Below are 14149 nucleotides of genomic sequence, written 5' to 3'. Positions count from 1 at the left end.
CCCGGGTGGTGGTCGCGCGCACCGGGGACACAGGGCAGGATGTTCGGCATGAGCGAGAGCGAGCGAGGCGAGGCGACCGGACTGCCCGGCAGCGGCTTGGTCAAGGGGCTCGCCGTCACGCTGAAGACGATGACGAAACGCTCCACCACCGCGCAGTACCCGGACGTCGCCCCTGAGCTGCCGCCCCGCTCGCGTGGGGTGATCGCGCTGATGGAGGAGAACTGCACCGTCTGCATGCTCTGCGCCCGTGAGTGTCCGGACTGGTGCATCTACATCGACTCCCACAAGGAGGAGGTGGCGGTGCCGGGTGCCGCGCGTGCGCGGCAACGCAACGTGCTCGACCGGTTCGACATCGACTTCTCACTCTGCATGTACTGCGGCATCTGCATCGAGGTGTGCCCCTTCGACGCGCTCTACTGGTCGCCGGAGTTCGAGTACGCCGAGTACGACATCAAGGACCTGCTGCACGACAAGGACCACCTGGGCGAGTGGATGGCCACCGTGCCGCCGCCCCCGGCCCACGACCCGAACGGCGAACCGGCGAAGGAGGAGACCGCCGCCGCGCGCAAGGCCGCCGTCCCGGGGACGACGCCCGCCGCCCGTCCGACCACCCCGGCGGTACGCCCCGACGACGGAGGTACGCCCGCGTGACCGGGGTGGATGTGCTGCTGCTCGCCCTCGGTGCGGTAGCGGTCGGCTCGGCGGTGCTGGTGGTGTCCACCCGGCACCTGGTGCGTGCGGGGCTCTACCTGGTGGTCTGCCTCGGCGCGGTGGCCGGCATGTACCTCGTCCTCGCCGCCGAGCTGGTCGCCTGGGTGCAGGTGTTGATCTACGTCGGCGCGGTGGTGGTGCTGCTGCTGTTCGCCGTGATGCTGACCCGCGCACCGATCGGCGCCTCCGACGATCTGGACCGTCCCGGTTGGCCGGCCGCGCTGATCGGCGGCGGGGTGGGGCTCGGCCTGGCGGCGTTGCTGGTCGACGCGTACCGCTGGACGACGGTCAGCCTGCCCGAGGCGGGCAACGCCGAGCGCATCGGTGAGCAGGTGTTCAGCAGCTGGGTGCTGCCCTTCGAGGTGCTGTCGGTGCTGCTGCTGTCGGCGTTGGTGGGGGCCGTCGTGCTGTCCCGCCCCGACATCGGCGCGACGGCCGATCGGGGGCGGTCACGGTGAGGCCGGTCATCCCGTACGTCACCGCCGCGCTCCTGTTCGGCCTCGGCACCTACGGCGTCCTGCGACGCCGCAACGCGGTGCTGGTGCTGATGGCCGTCGAGCTGATGCTCAACGCGGTGAACCTGATCCTGATCACAGCCGACGCCACGGTGCGGGCGGTGCTGCCGCACAGCGGGCAGGTCTTCGCGCTCTTCGTGATCGTGCTGGCCGCCGCCGAGATCGGGGTGGGCCTGGCCATCGTCCTCCAGCTCTACCGGATGCGGGCCAGCGTCGCCGTCGACACGATTCCGCTGGGCGACCGGAACGCCGAGGCGGTGCCCGCCACGACGGGCGCGGCGGCTCAGGTCGCCGGAAGCGAACCGGAGGGGCAGCGGTGAGCGCCACGACGTTGGGTGCGGCACTGCCGGTCGTACCGCTGCTCGCCGGGCTGACCGGCCTGCTGCTGCCGCCGTCGTCGAGCGGCGCGACCACCGGCCGGACGGCCCGTCGGGTGGCCGTGGCCCTCGGTGTGGCGGGCGCGGCCGGTGCCCTGGCCCTGGCGGTGGCGTTGCTGGTCACCCTGGACGATCCGGCCGAAGCCTCGACCACCTGGATCGACCTGGGCGGGCTCACCGTCACCCTCGGGGTACGCCTCGACGGTGCCGCCGCCCTGGTCGCCGTCGCGGTCACCACGGTCGCCCTGGCGGTGCAGGTCTACTCGATCGGCTACCTGCGGCAGGGGCCGCCCGACGAACCCGACCACCGCTACCCGCCGTACGCCGCGCAGATCAGCCTCTTCACCGCCGCGATGCTGCTGGTCGTGGTCTCCGGGGACCTGATCCTGCTGCTGGTCGGCTGGGAGGTGATGGGCATCTGTTCGTACCTGCTCATCGCCCACGACCGGCGGCTGCCGGAAGCACCGGCCGCCGCGATGAAGGCGTTCCTGGTGACCCGGGTCGGCGACGTCGGCTTCCTGCTCGGCATCGCGTTGCTCGGCGTCTCGGCGGGCAGCTTCCGGATCACCGACGTGCTCGCCCACGACCACGGCACCGCCACCCTCACCACGGCCTGCCTGCTGCTGCTCGCCGGGGTGGCCGGCAAGAGCGCCCAGTTCCCGCTGCACACCTGGCTGCCCGACGCGATGGCCGGTCCGACTCCGATCTCCGCGCTGATCCACGCCGCGACCATGGTCGCCGCCGGGGTGTACGCGGTCACCCGGCTGTGGCCGCTTTTCGAGGCCACCCCGACCGTGCTGGCCGTGCTCGGCGTGATGGCGTCGGTGACGCTGCTGCTCGGCGCGCTGGCCGCCACCGCGCAGGACGACATCAAGCGGGTGCTCGCCTGGTCGACGGTCTCGCAGATCGGCTACATGACCGGTGCGCTCGCCGTCGGTGCGCCCACGGCCGCGCTGTTCCACCTGCTCACCCACGCGGCGTTCAAGGCGCTGCTGTTCCTGGCCGCCGGTGCGGTGATCCACGCCGTCGGCACCTCGCTGATGTCCCGGATGGGCGGGCTGCGGCACAGTATGCCGGTGACCTTCTGGTGCACGGTGATCGGTCTCGGCGCGCTGGTCGGCGTACCGCCGTTGTCCGGTTTCTGGAGCAAGGAGGGGGTGCTCGCCGCCACGGAGGACGCCCTGCTCGGGCACGGCCCGGCACCGGCCTGGGTGGGTTGGCTGGTGTTGGTCTCGGGGCTGCTCGGGGTGGCCATCACCGCGTGGTACGCCACCCGGCTGCTGCTGCGGACCTTCTTCGGCGTCAACCGGCTCCCGTCGGCGCGTCCACACGACCCACCCGCCACGTTGCGCTGGCCGGTGCTGCTGCTCGCCGTGCCGGCGGCCCTGCTCGGGTTGGCCGGGTTCGCGCCCTGGTTCACCGACCGGCTGCTGTCCAGCGCTCCCGGCGAGCTGGGAGTACCCGGGTTGCTGCACGTCGGGCCGCTGATGGTGCTGCCGTTGGCGTTGCTGCTCGTCGGGGTCGGGCTGGCCTGGTCCCGGTGGCAGCGCGACGGCAGCGTCGATCCGGCCACCACGCTGGGTCCGCTGCGGCCGGTCCTGGCCCGCGCGTTCCGCCTCGACGACGTGCAGCACACCCTGGTCGTACGCCCGACGACCGCGCTGGGTCGGCTGGCCCGTTCCGCCGACGAACGGGTGGTGGACGGCGCGGTCACCGGCACCGGACGCGCTGCCCGCGCCCTCGGCGGTGGGCTGGGCACCCTGCACCGGGCGGCGCTGCCCCGGGCCGCCGCCGGGGTGCTGGCCGGCGCGCTGCTGATCGGCCTGGCCGCCGCCCTGATCGGAGTGACGACATGAGCGAGCGAGCGGATCAGCTCAGGGTGTTGGCGCGGGCCGGAGGGACGGCATGAGCACCGGGGAGTTCCTGCTGGTCGCGGTGCTCGCACTGCCGGCACTGGGCGCGCTGGCCGTGGCGGCCATCCCACGCGACCGGGTGGCCCGGTCGGTGGGTGTGCTCGCCGCCGCCCTGACCCTGGTGGCGGCGGTGGCGTTGGTCGCCGACCGGGAGCAGGGCTGGACGGCGTACGCGGCGACCACTCCGGCGGTGCGTCCCTGGCACTCGATCGACCTGCCCTGGGTGCCGGGGCTGGACCTGCGCTTCCACCTGGGCGTGGACGGCATCTCCTGGCCGCTGGTGGTGCTCACCGCCCTGCTCACCCTGCTCTGCTGCGCCTACAGCCTCTGGCGGGTGCCCGGCGGTGGTGCGGGCCGGGCCCTGGTGGCGTTGCTGCTGGTCGTCGAGGTCGGCATCCTCGGCACCTTCCTCGCCCTCGACCTGGTGCTGTTCTTCCTATTCTTCGAGGTCGTCCTGCTGCCGATGTACGCGATCATCATCGGCTGGGGCGGTGACGGCGCGGACCCTGCCGCACCCGACGCGCGGCGGCGGGCGGGGCGGAAGTTCGCCCTCTACACCCTCTTCGGTTCGGTGCTGCTGCTGGTGGGCGTGTACGTGGTGGTGTCCGCCGCCGGCACCGCCGACATCGTGGCGCTGACCGGCGGCGGCGACCTGTCCCGGGCCACCCAACTCGCGGCCTTCACCCTGCTCGCGCTGGCCTTCGCGGTGAAGAGCCCACTGTGGCCGCTGCACTCGTGGCTGCCCGACGCGCACACCCAGGCACCCACCGTCGGCAGCGTGCTGCTCGCCGGGGTGCTGCTCAAGATGGGCACGTACGGCCTGATCCGGGTCGCTGTCGGGGTGGCCCCCGAGGGGGCCCGCTGGGCGGCACCCGTGCTCGGTGTGCTCGCCGTCGCCGCCATCCTGGTCGGCTCGCTGGTCTGCCTGGCCCAGACCGAGTTGAAGCGGCTGATCGCGTACTCCAGCGTCGGGCACATGGGTTTCGTCCTGCTCGGGATCGCCACCCTGACCGCCACCGGCATCCAGGCGGCGCTGATCGGCAACGTCGCCCACGGCATCATCACCGGCCTGCTGTTCTTCCTGGCCGGGGCGATCAAGGACCGCACCCACACCGGCGCGCTCAGCGAGCTGTCCGGGCTACGGGAGACCGCGCCGCGCCTGTCGGGGCTGCTCGCGTTCGCGGCCGTCGCCTCGCTGGGCCTGCCCGGACTGGCCGGCTTCTGGGGTGAGGCGTTCGCCGTGGTAGCCGCCGTCAATGCCGGTGGCGCGTTGTGGACCACGCTGGCGGTGCTGGCCGCGTTCGGCGGGGCGCTGACGGCGGCGTACCTGCTGCGGCTGCTGCGGCGGGTGACCCACGGTCAGCCCACCCAGACCGTCGCCGCGCTCCGGCCCGGGTTGGCCGGTGCCGAACTGGCCGCCTGGGCACCGCTGGTGCTGCTCGCGCTGGCGGTCGGGCTGGCCCCGACGCTGGTGCTGGGCGTCGCGGAAACTCCGGTCGAGGCCCTGCTGGGAGTGGTGGCGCGATGAGCGAGCAGATCATGTGGCTCGGTGCGACGAGCGAGCCGAGCCTGGTGCAGACCGTCGACCACGTGGCGCTGCTCCCGGCGTACCTGGCGGCCGGGACGGCGGTGCTGGTGCTCCTGGTGGACCTGCTGCTGGCCCGACCGGTGGCCACCGTGGCCACGGCGGCCACCGGCGCGGTCGCCACCACGCTCGGCGCGGCGGCGGTCGGTTCGGGGGCCGAACGACGCACGTTCTGCGTCGGCGCCGACTGCTCGTACGTCTTCGGTGGCCGGGCCGCCCTGGTCGCCGCGCTGGTGGCGTTGCTCGTCCTCGGGGTGTTGGCGTTGTCCGGGCCGATGCTGCGGGCCGGGAACACGCCGGTGGGGGAGTTCTGCTTCCTGCTCACCTGCTCGATGACCGGTGGCGTGGTGCTCGCCGCGGCCGGTGACCTGATCACCCTGATCGTGGCGGTGGAGGTGCTCACCCTGCCGCTGTACGTCCTGGTCGGGCTCCGCCGGGGCAGCCTGGCCAGCGCCGAGGCGGCGGTGACCTTCTTCGTGGTCAGCGTGGTCGCCACCACGCTGACCCTGCTCGGTGCCGCCCTGCTGTACGCGGCGACCGGTGGGTTGCACCTGGAACGGCTGGGTGCGCTGCTCGCCGACGAGGCGCTGCCCGACCTGCCGTTGACCACGGTCGCGGTGACGCTGGTGGTGGCGGGCCTGGCGTTCAAGGTGGCGGCGGTGCCGTTCCACGCCTGGGCACCGGCCACCTACGACGGGGCACCGCTGCCGGTGGCCGCGTATCTGTCGACCGCGTCGAAGCTCGGTGGGGTGATCGCCCTGCTGGCGGTGGTACGGGAGGCGCTGCCGCCGGAGGTGACCGGCCCGGTGCTGGCCGTGGTCGCCGCGCTGACCATGACCGTCGGCAACCTGGTGGCGCTGCGTCAGCGGCGTACGGTGCGGCTGCTCGCCTGGTCCTCGGTGGCCCAGGCCGGCTACATCCTCGCCCCGCTCGGCGCGCTGGCCCTGGTCACCGAGGCGGACGCCCGCACCGCCGGGTACGCCGCCGCCCTGGCGTACGCCGTCTTCTTCGTGCTGCTGGAACTGGCCGCCTTCGCCGGTGTGGTGGCGTTGCGCCCGGCGGGCGCGGACGGCGGCCACCTGGACGAGCTGCGCGGCGCGGCACGCCGACACCCGTGGGTCGGTGCCGGGTTGGCGTTCGCGCTGATCGGCCTCGCCGGTCTGCCACCCGGCCTGGCCGGGCTGTTCGCCAAGGTGACGGTGGTCCGTTCCCTGGTCGACGGCGGCGCGGGCTGGCTCGCCCTGGTGGTGGCGATCAACGCGGTCATCGGCCTGGCCTACTACCTGCGGTTCGCCGCGTTGCTCTACGCCCCGGCGGGTGAGGTCGCGGGCCCCGCCGTCCGGCCGGCCCGCGCGGTGGTGGTGGCGCTGACGGTGGCGACCGTGGTGGCCCTGGCCGTGGGCTTCGCGCCGCAGGTCGTGCTCGATCTCGCCGGTAGCTGAACCCGGCGGAGCTTCACCTCATTCCCACCCGAACCTCGTCTCAGGTAACTCTCAGTCATGAGACGGATGTTTCGCGGGTACGGATGTGTTGTACCGGTCAGCGGATTCCACACATCCGTGCACCGAAGGAGTGATCGTGCACCACAACCGTCTCAAGACCGCCGCGTTGCTGGGCCTGCTCACCTCGCTGATCCTGGCGGTGGGCTACTGGTTCGGCGGCAGTGGCGGCCTGGTCATCGCCGTACTCGTGTCGCTGGTGATGAACGGCGTCACGTACTTCTACTCCGACAAGCTGGCGCTTCGCTCGATGCGGGCGCAACCGGTCAGCGAGGCACAGTTTCCCCAGCTGTACCACATGGTGCGGGAGTTGGCCGCCGAAGCCCGGCAGCCCATGCCCCGGCTCTACGTGAGCCCGACCGCCCAGCCCAACGCCTTCGCCACCGGCCGCAACCCGCAGAACGCGGCCGTCTGCGTCACCCAGGGCATCGTCGAGCTGCTCGACTACCGTGAGTTGCGGGGCGTCATAGGCCACGAACTGTCGCACGTCTACAACCGGGACATCCTCATCTCCAGCGTGGCCGCCGGGCTGGCCGGCATCATCACCATGCTGGCGAACCTCGCCCTGTTCATCCCGCTGGGCGGCAACGACGAGGACGGTCCCAACCCGTTGGTGCTGCTGCTCACCATCATCCTGGGCCCGATCGCCGCGACCGTCATCCAGCTGGCGATCAGCCGGAGCCGCGAGTTCCAGGCGGACGCGTCGGGCGCCGAACTCACCCGGGATCCGCTGGCGCTGGCCAGCGCGCTGCGGAAGATCCACATGGGTGCCCAGCGGCGGCCGTTGCCGGCCGAGGGGCAGCTCACCAGCACCGCCCACCTGATGATCGCCAACCCGTTCCGGGGTGGCGGGGTGGCCGCGCTCTTCGCCACGCACCCGCCGATGGAGCAGCGGGTCGCTCGGCTGGAGCAGATGGCCGCACAGCAGGGGCCGGTGCGTTACCGGCGCTGACCCGACGATCCGCCGCCCGCGTCCGGCCCGCCCGGCGCGGGCGGCGGCGTGCTCGCGGCAGCCCCGTCGAGGCTGGTGAGCGCCGCCACAGGCCCGGACGGGGCCGCCGGAAGCCCCTCGGGCGTTAGGGTCGAACTGAATCTCACTCATTACATCCTCGTGGAGGTCCGCTGTGGCTGGGCTGCGCCGGTATCTGGCTGTCTGGCAGATCCCGGGCGCGCCGACCCTGCTGATCACCGGCATCATCGGGCGGCTCGGGATCGGCATGACGCCGCTGGCGTTGCTGCTCGTCGTCGAGGGCGTGACCGGACGTTACTCGCTGGCCGCCGTGGCGGGTGGCTGCTACGCCCTCTTCGGCGCGGCCCTGAGCCCGGTGGCCGGGCGGATCGCCGACCGGATCGGCCCCACTCCGGTGCTGCTCGGCACCGCGATCGCCCACCCACTGGCCCTGCTCGGGCTGCTCTGGGCGGCCCGTACCGAGTCCGCCCCCTTCGGGCTGGTGCTGCTCGCGTCGGCGGTGGCCGGTGGGACGTACCCGCCGATGACCGCCGCGATCCGGGGTGCCTGGAACGACCTGACCAACGTCGAGTCCGGGCGGTACCACCTGCGCAACACCGCGCTGGCCGCCGAGACCACCCTGTTCGAGATCGTCTTCGTGCTCGGACCACTGCTGGTGGCCGGGTTCGTCCTCGTCGCCGACGCCGGGGCGGCGCTGGTCGGCGCGGCCGTGGTGACCCTGGTCGGCACCGTGGTGGTGGCGCTCGGCCAGGTCATGCGCCAATGGCGTCCGCACGCCCGGGAACACCACGCCCGTGGCCTCGGCCCGCTGCGGGTCGCCGGTTTCCCGGCGCTGCTGCTCTGCGTGGCCAGCCTCGGCATCGCCTTCGGGGCGGCCGGGGTGACCGTACCGGCGTTCGCCACCCGCTACAGCCCGGACGACCCGGACAGCCTCGCCGGGGTGCTGTTGGCCGTCTGGGGGGTCGGCAGCGCGATCGGCGGATTCTGGTTCGGCGTCCGCCGACCGGCGCGCAACATGACCCGCCTGTTCGCCTGGCTGCTCGCCGGGGTCGCCGGCAGCTTCGCCGTCTTCGCCGTGATGCCCACACCGATCGCGCTGGGCACCGCCCTGGTGATCGGCGGGGCCATGATCGCTCCCGCGTTGACCCTGGAGAACACCCTCGTCGGGAGGATCTCGCCGACCGGCATGCTGAACGAGGCGTACACCTGGGTGGTGACCATGTCGGTCGGGGCGAGCGCGGTCGGCGGCGCGGTCTCCGGCCTGATCATCGACCATGCCGGCGGCGTGCCCTGGGCCTTCCTGTTCGCCGGGGGAGCGGTCGCCGTCGGGGCGGCGGTCGCCGCGCTGCCCACCGGCCCCATCGCCCGCGCGGAGGCCGCCACCGTACGCGTCGACAGCCCCGCCGTGGTCTGAACCGGCGCGTCGCACGCCCGGTAGCCTCTGCCGCGAGGAGGCGCACTATGAAGTTGACCGCCCCCGGCCCCGCCCACCCGGCCGTCGTGGTCAACGCTGCTATCGGGGGAGTGGGTCAGCGATGTACACGCCCTTGCCCTGTCGGCCGTCAATAAGCCCCTCAGCCTTGAGGATCAGCATCGCGGCGCGGACGACGGTGTTGCTGACCTTGTAGTGCTCGCACAAGGCGGCGAAGGACGGCAGCTTGTCACCCGGCTTCAGTTGACCGGAGCTGACCTGCTCTCGGATATCCCGGGCGACCTGAAGGTACGCGGCTTCAGACATAGGTGGTGCTCCCAGCTTGGCGGCTGGTGCAAGGAGATCACGCCACGCCCCCAACTTGCAACGCTATGTGCTGTTAGTAGTTGACCCTGAGCACATTGCGTCTTAAGTTGCTCGTGGGGTCATCCAGCTTGGCGGCCGGGTGCTCCTGCCGTGGGTGCTCCTTCACTAGCTGGGGGTGCCCACGGGCTTCTCCAAGTCCTGCGGGAGGCAACGTGGCGGGATCTGACGATCCGACTGTTCGGGCCGCAGGGCTGGGGCAAACGGACCAGAACGCTGGCCGTCGCCAGATTCCTGCCCAGAATCATGGAATCGGCCGCAATCGGAGGCGAGTGTCCTATGGCGAGTACGTCGCGGCGGTGGCGCTGACTCTCGCGTACCGCCATCGCCCGGTCTGGTCGTGGCGGCGGTGGCGGCGCGTATGCCGCTGTGGTGCGGACCTGCCCTGCCGGGTCCGGCACCGAGTGCCGATCAACCGTGGGCACTGGCCGGTGCCGGATCGGCGGTGCGGTCGTGAGCCGTGATCCGGTGCCGATCGGTCGGCGGGTCGCCTACCTGCGGGTACGGCGGCGGATGTCGCAGCAGTCGTTCGCGGACCGGTTGGGCAAGTCGAAGAGTTGGGTGGACAAGGTCGAGCGTGGGGTGCGCTCGTTGGAGCGGGTGTCGACCATCCGTGACATCGCCGCCGTCCTGCGGGTTGATGTGTCGACGCTGCTCGGCCGCGACGCTCAGCCGGCCGAACCGGTCGCGCGAAGCGAGGGCGTGGCGCGGATCCGGGCGGCGCTGTCGACGTACGACGCGGCACTCGGCCGCCTGGCCCGCCGCGAACCGGCGTCGAACGAGCTGGCCGGGGCCGTTGCCCACGCCTGGACCAGCTACCAGCACGCCCGGTACCCGTACCTGATCGAGCAGTTGCCGTCGCTGCTCGCCGACGTGCAACGCGCCCACGCGCACGAGCCGGAGGTGGCCCGGGGCACGGTGGTCGAGGCGTACCGATTGACGGCGGCCCTGCTGGTCAAGCTGGACGAGCCGGGTCTGGCCTGGCTGGCCGCCGACCGCGCGATGTCCGCGGCGACCGGTGACCGGGTGTTGGTGGCGTGCGCGGCGATACAGCTCGGTCAGGCGTTGCGAGCCACGCCGAGGGCAAGATCCATACTGCTGGCCGCCGCCTATCGGATCGCTCCGCGAGACTTCGACACCGGTACGCCGGAGGAGCTGTCGTTGTGCGGATCCCTGCTGGTGCAGGCGGCGCTGGTGGCCGCCAGGTCCGGCGACGAGCGCGGGGCGGCCGAACTGCTGGACGAGGCCGCCGAGCTGGCCGCCCGGGTGGGCGAAGGGCACGACCATCATCGGACCGGCTTCGGGCCAACGGCCGTCGAGGTGGCCCGGGTCGCCGCTGCGGCGGCGGGTGATGCGGGGGAAGCTGTCCTCCGCCACGAGAAAATGATGACGCGGAGCGGGTGGCGCTGGCTCTCCGTCGAGCAGCGGGCCGCGCACCTGATCGACGCGGCCTGCGCCTACCTGCACGTCGACGAGGTCGGCAAGGCTGGTCACGCCCTGACGCAGGCCGACCACATCGCCCCGGCCGAGATACGTCACCGGCCGGCGGGCCGGGAGATGGTCGCGCAGGTCGCCCGTGCCCCGGGCGCCCCCGCGACGATCACCCAGCTCGCCATCACCCTCGGCGTACTCCGCCCATGACCGCGCTTCAGGACTTGCTGTCGTCCACCTGACAGAAGGCCGGCCTGCCGGAAGGTATCTCGGATCCAGACCAGTGGATCATAATTAACCCCATGGCATCGACTGCTCACTTTACGTAACCTAGTGAGCGAAAATTAAGTGGGGGATGCGCGTGGGCTTCTTCGAGGGCAAAAAGCCGGCGGCGATCTTGAAACACGCCATCATCGACAAGTACATCAGCCCGTTCGTTGGGAAAACGGGCCTGTACTCCCCTGATCACAGGGTCGCGATTGTCGACGGGTACGCGGGGGAGGGTAGGTACGACAACGGAGACGAGGCTTCTCCTGCGCTCTTGCTGCGGAAGGCGCGCGAACTCCGGCTGCGCAACCGGAAGTTGGAGGGCTACTTCGTCGAGAGCGACCCGGAGTCACTGGCCAAGCTTCGGCAGGTGGTTGCAGCAGAGGGCGAAGGTCTGCCGATGCAGGTCTTCGCCGGCAGCATAGAGGATCACCTCGACGACTTGTTAACCCTGGTGAAGGGCATTCCTGCGCTGGTCTACCTCGACCCGTTCGGAGTCATGATTCCGTTCGCGAAGACGGCGCAAGTGTTCGCCCGCCGTCCAGAACACCCCCCAGCTACCGAGCTGCTCGTCAACTTCAGCGCCGTTGGTCTACGGCGGGTAGCTGGGCTTCTCACAAGCACAAAGGAGAACGCGGGAAGAGCGGCGACCCTCGCCAGGATGGACGCTGCATGCGGCGGCGACTGGTGGCAGAAGGTCTGGCTCGATCACGGAGGCGACAAGGAACGCGCGGAGATGGCCGTGGTCGTCGAGTACACCCGCCGGCTGGCCGCCAACCAACGTTGCAGCTGGTGGGTGACCCCGGTCCGTAACCGGGCTCGCCACAAGCCCCTCTACTACCTAGTGTTCCTAACGCGCCACCGCGACGGATTCAGCGAGTTCGCCGAAGCGCTGTCTCTTGGCCTCGGTCAGTGGCGCAAGGCCGTCTACGACATCGAGAACGCCGACACCCTGTTCGCCGACGAGGCGAGCTTTTTGGCGAGTGAGCAGACGCTAGAGGATGGCTGGATCAACGAGATCGAGGCGAACCTACGTCGACTCCTGGCCGAGGGCAAGCCCTTCGTCATCAGCAAGCGGTACGGCGAGGTCTACGGTGAAGCGGCCGGCCAAGCCCGCCAAAAACACCTACGCAAAGCGTGGGCGAGGCTGTACCCCGATGTGACCAAGACCAGCCCCAAGGGCAAGGAGAAGTTGTTTCAGGCACTCATCGAGCCGGCGTGAGTTCCCTCGACGGCATCTCGTCCCACGTCTGGCCATCCAGCAGCCGGCCACCCGCCTTCGACGTCCTCCCGCCCCACTGCTTGAAGAAGAAGGCCGTTCCTGCCTTGACGCACTCGTCCCGTAGACCTCGGATCCATGCGGGGTCTACAGGACGGGCGCCCTGTCCAGACTCGCCGCCAGCAATCAGCCAGTGGATGTCGGTGAGATCGATGCCGTCCAAGGGGCCAAGCAGTGGTTCTGCGGAGATGAATCGGACCGCTGCTGGGACAGTGCGCAGGTGATCCACTCTTGGCAGCTCCTGCTCTGTCTCCACACTGACGCCCATCCACACGTTCGGCGGCCAGTCGAGCTGGTCCGCGATCCGCGCCAACCGTGATGCCCGCTTCGTGAGTACCTGGTAGGTGTGGCGTGGGGTGTCAGCCATGACCTGAAACACCCGACGCACGTACTCGATCGGCACGCGCGCATGGAACAGGTCGCTCATGGAGTTGACGAACACCGTTCGTGGTTCCCGCCAGCGCGTAGGGATGGTCAGGGCGTCCTCATGGAGCGTTACACCAAAGCCAGGTCCAGAGGTCCGTGGGTCGCCGTCGTTCTGATACTTCGCAGACCCCATCGCCTTCAGACGCTTCGCCAGGCTTAGGGCATAGCAGTTGTCGCAGCCCGCGGAGATCCGGTCGCAGCCTGTCGTGGGGTTCCAGGTCGCTTCGGTCCACTCGATGGCGCTCTTATCTGCCATGACCACTCCCTGGGTAGGTTATGTCAATACTGTCGAACATGCGTACGGATTGAAAGACGTGCAGACGATCTTTCTTGTCGATCAGCCGACGCAGGCGGCAGTTACCCCATGCCTTTCCCAACCAACGGGCGGAGGGCGCAGGTTGACTCGGCCAGGCCGTCGCAAGACCGTCGGAGATCGATCGTGAGTGACCAACGACGACCAATGGCGACGACTTCCGCCCATGTGGCAAGGAGTGGTCGGCCCGGTGACCGGGCCGGCCGGGGCTTGCTTACCTGTAGTTGGTGAATTGAAGGGCGACGCCGAAATCCTCGGCCTTGAGCAGCGCGATGACCGCCTGAAGGTCGTCCTTCTTCTTGCCGGTGACGCGGAGCTGGTCGCCCTGGATCTGGGCCTGGACACCCTTCGGGCCCTCGTCGCGGATCTTCTTGCTGATCGCCTTCGCCTTGTCCTGGTCGATCCCCTGGATCACCTTGGCGTCGATCTTGAAAACCTTGCCCGAGGGACGCGGGTCGCCGGCGTCCAGCGACTTCAGCGAGATGTTCCGCTTGATCAGCTTCTCCTTGAACACCTCCAACGCGGCGCGGACCCGCTCCTCGGTCTCCGCCTGGAGGCTGATCGTCTCCTCGCCCGACCAGGAGATCCCCGCCCCGGTGCCCCGAAAATCGAACCGCGTCCCGAGCTCCCTCTCCGCCTGGTGGAGGGCGTTGTCGACCTCCTGGCGATCGGCCTTGCTCACGATGTCGAACGACGGGTTCGCTGCCATACTCATGCTCCTGCTGTCCGGCCGGTTTGTGGTCCTTCATCCCTGGTTGCCCAGGGGTACGACACCCTGACGGTACCCGGTTGCACCATCGGCGGTTGGAGCCGCTATCCTTGCTTCCGCTGCCGCATCACGGTGCGGTGGTACGCCCTGGCGGGTTGCCCGAGCGGCCAATGGGAGCGGACTGTAAATCCGTCGCGAAAGCTACAGAGGTTCGAATCCTCTACCCGCCACCAGGTACACAAAGAGGCCCCTGACCAGCGAGAACGCTGGTCAGGGGCCTCTTTCGTGAGTCTCACTCAGTCCCGCTCCAGCCCGCTCGATCTCGCTGGCCGTGTCGCATACGTGTCGTCTGGTAGACG

At 70.3% G+C, this 14149-nt stretch carries 13 protein-coding genes and 1 tRNA gene; 11 read left to right on the top strand and 3 right to left on the bottom strand.

What is annotated here, in order from left to right:
• Positions 1-39: 39 nt before the first annotated feature.
• The 8 genes from ACLQ2S_RS01500 (at position 40) to ACLQ2S_RS01465 (ending at position 8984) form a co-directional block, all read left to right on the top strand.
• Positions 40-651, top strand: coding sequence for a NuoI/complex I 23 kDa subunit family protein (locus ACLQ2S_RS01500; RefSeq protein ID WP_375335274.1), 612 nt, complete (start codon positions 40-42; stop codon positions 649-651).
• The gene (locus ACLQ2S_RS01495) at positions 648-1169 is read left to right on the top strand and encodes an NADH-quinone oxidoreductase subunit J family protein (RefSeq protein WP_309222472.1); all 522 of its coding nucleotides are present in this window, start codon (positions 648-650) and stop codon (positions 1167-1169) included. Before ACLQ2S_RS01500 ends, ACLQ2S_RS01495 begins: the two co-directional genes overlap by 4 nt.
• A complete protein-coding gene (gene nuoK, locus ACLQ2S_RS01490; protein ID WP_425700960.1) occupies positions 1166-1546 on the top strand; it encodes an NADH-quinone oxidoreductase subunit NuoK in 381 nt (126 codons plus the stop codon). The genes ACLQ2S_RS01495 and nuoK overlap by 4 nt, the downstream gene beginning before the upstream one ends.
• Complete coding sequence (locus ACLQ2S_RS01485) at positions 1543-3459, top strand: NADH-quinone oxidoreductase subunit L (protein ID WP_425700959.1); 1917 nt, start codon at positions 1543-1545, stop codon at positions 3457-3459. Before nuoK ends, ACLQ2S_RS01485 begins: the two co-directional genes overlap by 4 nt.
• A 49-nt stretch (positions 3460-3508) precedes the next feature.
• Positions 3509-5044: a complex I subunit 4 family protein gene (locus tag ACLQ2S_RS01480; protein ID WP_425700958.1), complete on the top strand. Its 1536-nt coding sequence runs from the start codon at positions 3509-3511 to the stop codon at positions 5042-5044.
• On the top strand, positions 5041-6543 hold the full coding sequence (locus ACLQ2S_RS01475) for an NADH-quinone oxidoreductase subunit N (RefSeq protein WP_425700957.1): 1503 nt from the start codon (positions 5041-5043) through the stop codon (positions 6541-6543). Before ACLQ2S_RS01480 ends, ACLQ2S_RS01475 begins: the two co-directional genes overlap by 4 nt.
• 136 nt (positions 6544-6679) lie before the next feature.
• A complete protein-coding gene (htpX, locus tag ACLQ2S_RS01470) occupies positions 6680-7552 on the top strand; it encodes a zinc metalloprotease HtpX (protein ID WP_425700956.1) in 873 nt (290 codons plus the stop codon).
• A 172-nt stretch (positions 7553-7724) separates the two neighbouring features.
• Positions 7725-8984, top strand: coding sequence for an MFS transporter (locus ACLQ2S_RS01465; RefSeq protein ID WP_309222476.1), 1260 nt, complete (start codon positions 7725-7727; stop codon positions 8982-8984).
• 99 nt (positions 8985-9083) lie between these two features.
• Here the strand turns inward: ACLQ2S_RS01465 and ACLQ2S_RS01460 are convergent, their stop codons facing one another.
• Entirely contained in the window at positions 9084-9308 is a 225-nt protein-coding gene (locus tag ACLQ2S_RS01460) for a winged helix-turn-helix domain-containing protein (protein ID WP_155214532.1), read from the bottom strand.
• A gap of 510 nt (positions 9309-9818) precedes the next feature.
• Between ACLQ2S_RS01460 and ACLQ2S_RS01455 the strand changes: the two genes are divergently transcribed.
• Together ACLQ2S_RS01455 and tcmP are read left to right on the top strand one after the other, a co-directional pair.
• Positions 9819-11006 carry a helix-turn-helix domain-containing protein gene (locus ACLQ2S_RS01455; RefSeq protein ID WP_425700955.1) on the top strand — a complete coding sequence of 396 codons (1188 nt, stop codon included), beginning with the start codon at positions 9819-9821 and terminating at the stop codon, positions 11004-11006.
• 151 nt (positions 11007-11157) lie between these two features.
• Positions 11158-12285 carry a three-Cys-motif partner protein TcmP gene (gene tcmP, locus ACLQ2S_RS01450; protein WP_425700954.1) on the top strand — a complete coding sequence of 376 codons (1128 nt, stop codon included), beginning with the start codon at positions 11158-11160 and terminating at the stop codon, positions 12283-12285.
• Here the strand turns inward: tcmP and ACLQ2S_RS01445 are convergent.
• Entirely contained in the window at positions 12269-13024 is a 756-nt protein-coding gene (locus tag ACLQ2S_RS01445; RefSeq protein WP_425700953.1) for a DUF5131 family protein, read from the bottom strand. The genes tcmP and ACLQ2S_RS01445 overlap by 17 nt on opposite strands.
• A 271-nt stretch (positions 13025-13295) precedes the next feature.
• Entirely contained in the window at positions 13296-13790 is a 495-nt protein-coding gene (locus tag ACLQ2S_RS01440) for a YajQ family cyclic di-GMP-binding protein (RefSeq protein WP_425701047.1), read from the bottom strand.
• Between the two features lie 149 nt (positions 13791-13939).
• Between ACLQ2S_RS01440 and ACLQ2S_RS01435 the strand changes: the two genes are divergently transcribed.
• Positions 13940-14023 (top strand) — tRNA-Tyr (locus tag ACLQ2S_RS01435).
• Positions 14024-14149: the final 126 nt, after the last annotated feature.

Source organism: Micromonospora sp. DT48, assembly GCF_049844495.1.
Taxonomy (GTDB): domain Bacteria; phylum Actinomycetota; class Actinomycetes; order Mycobacteriales; family Micromonosporaceae; genus Micromonospora.
This window is presented reverse-complemented; position numbering and strand designations above follow the sequence as displayed.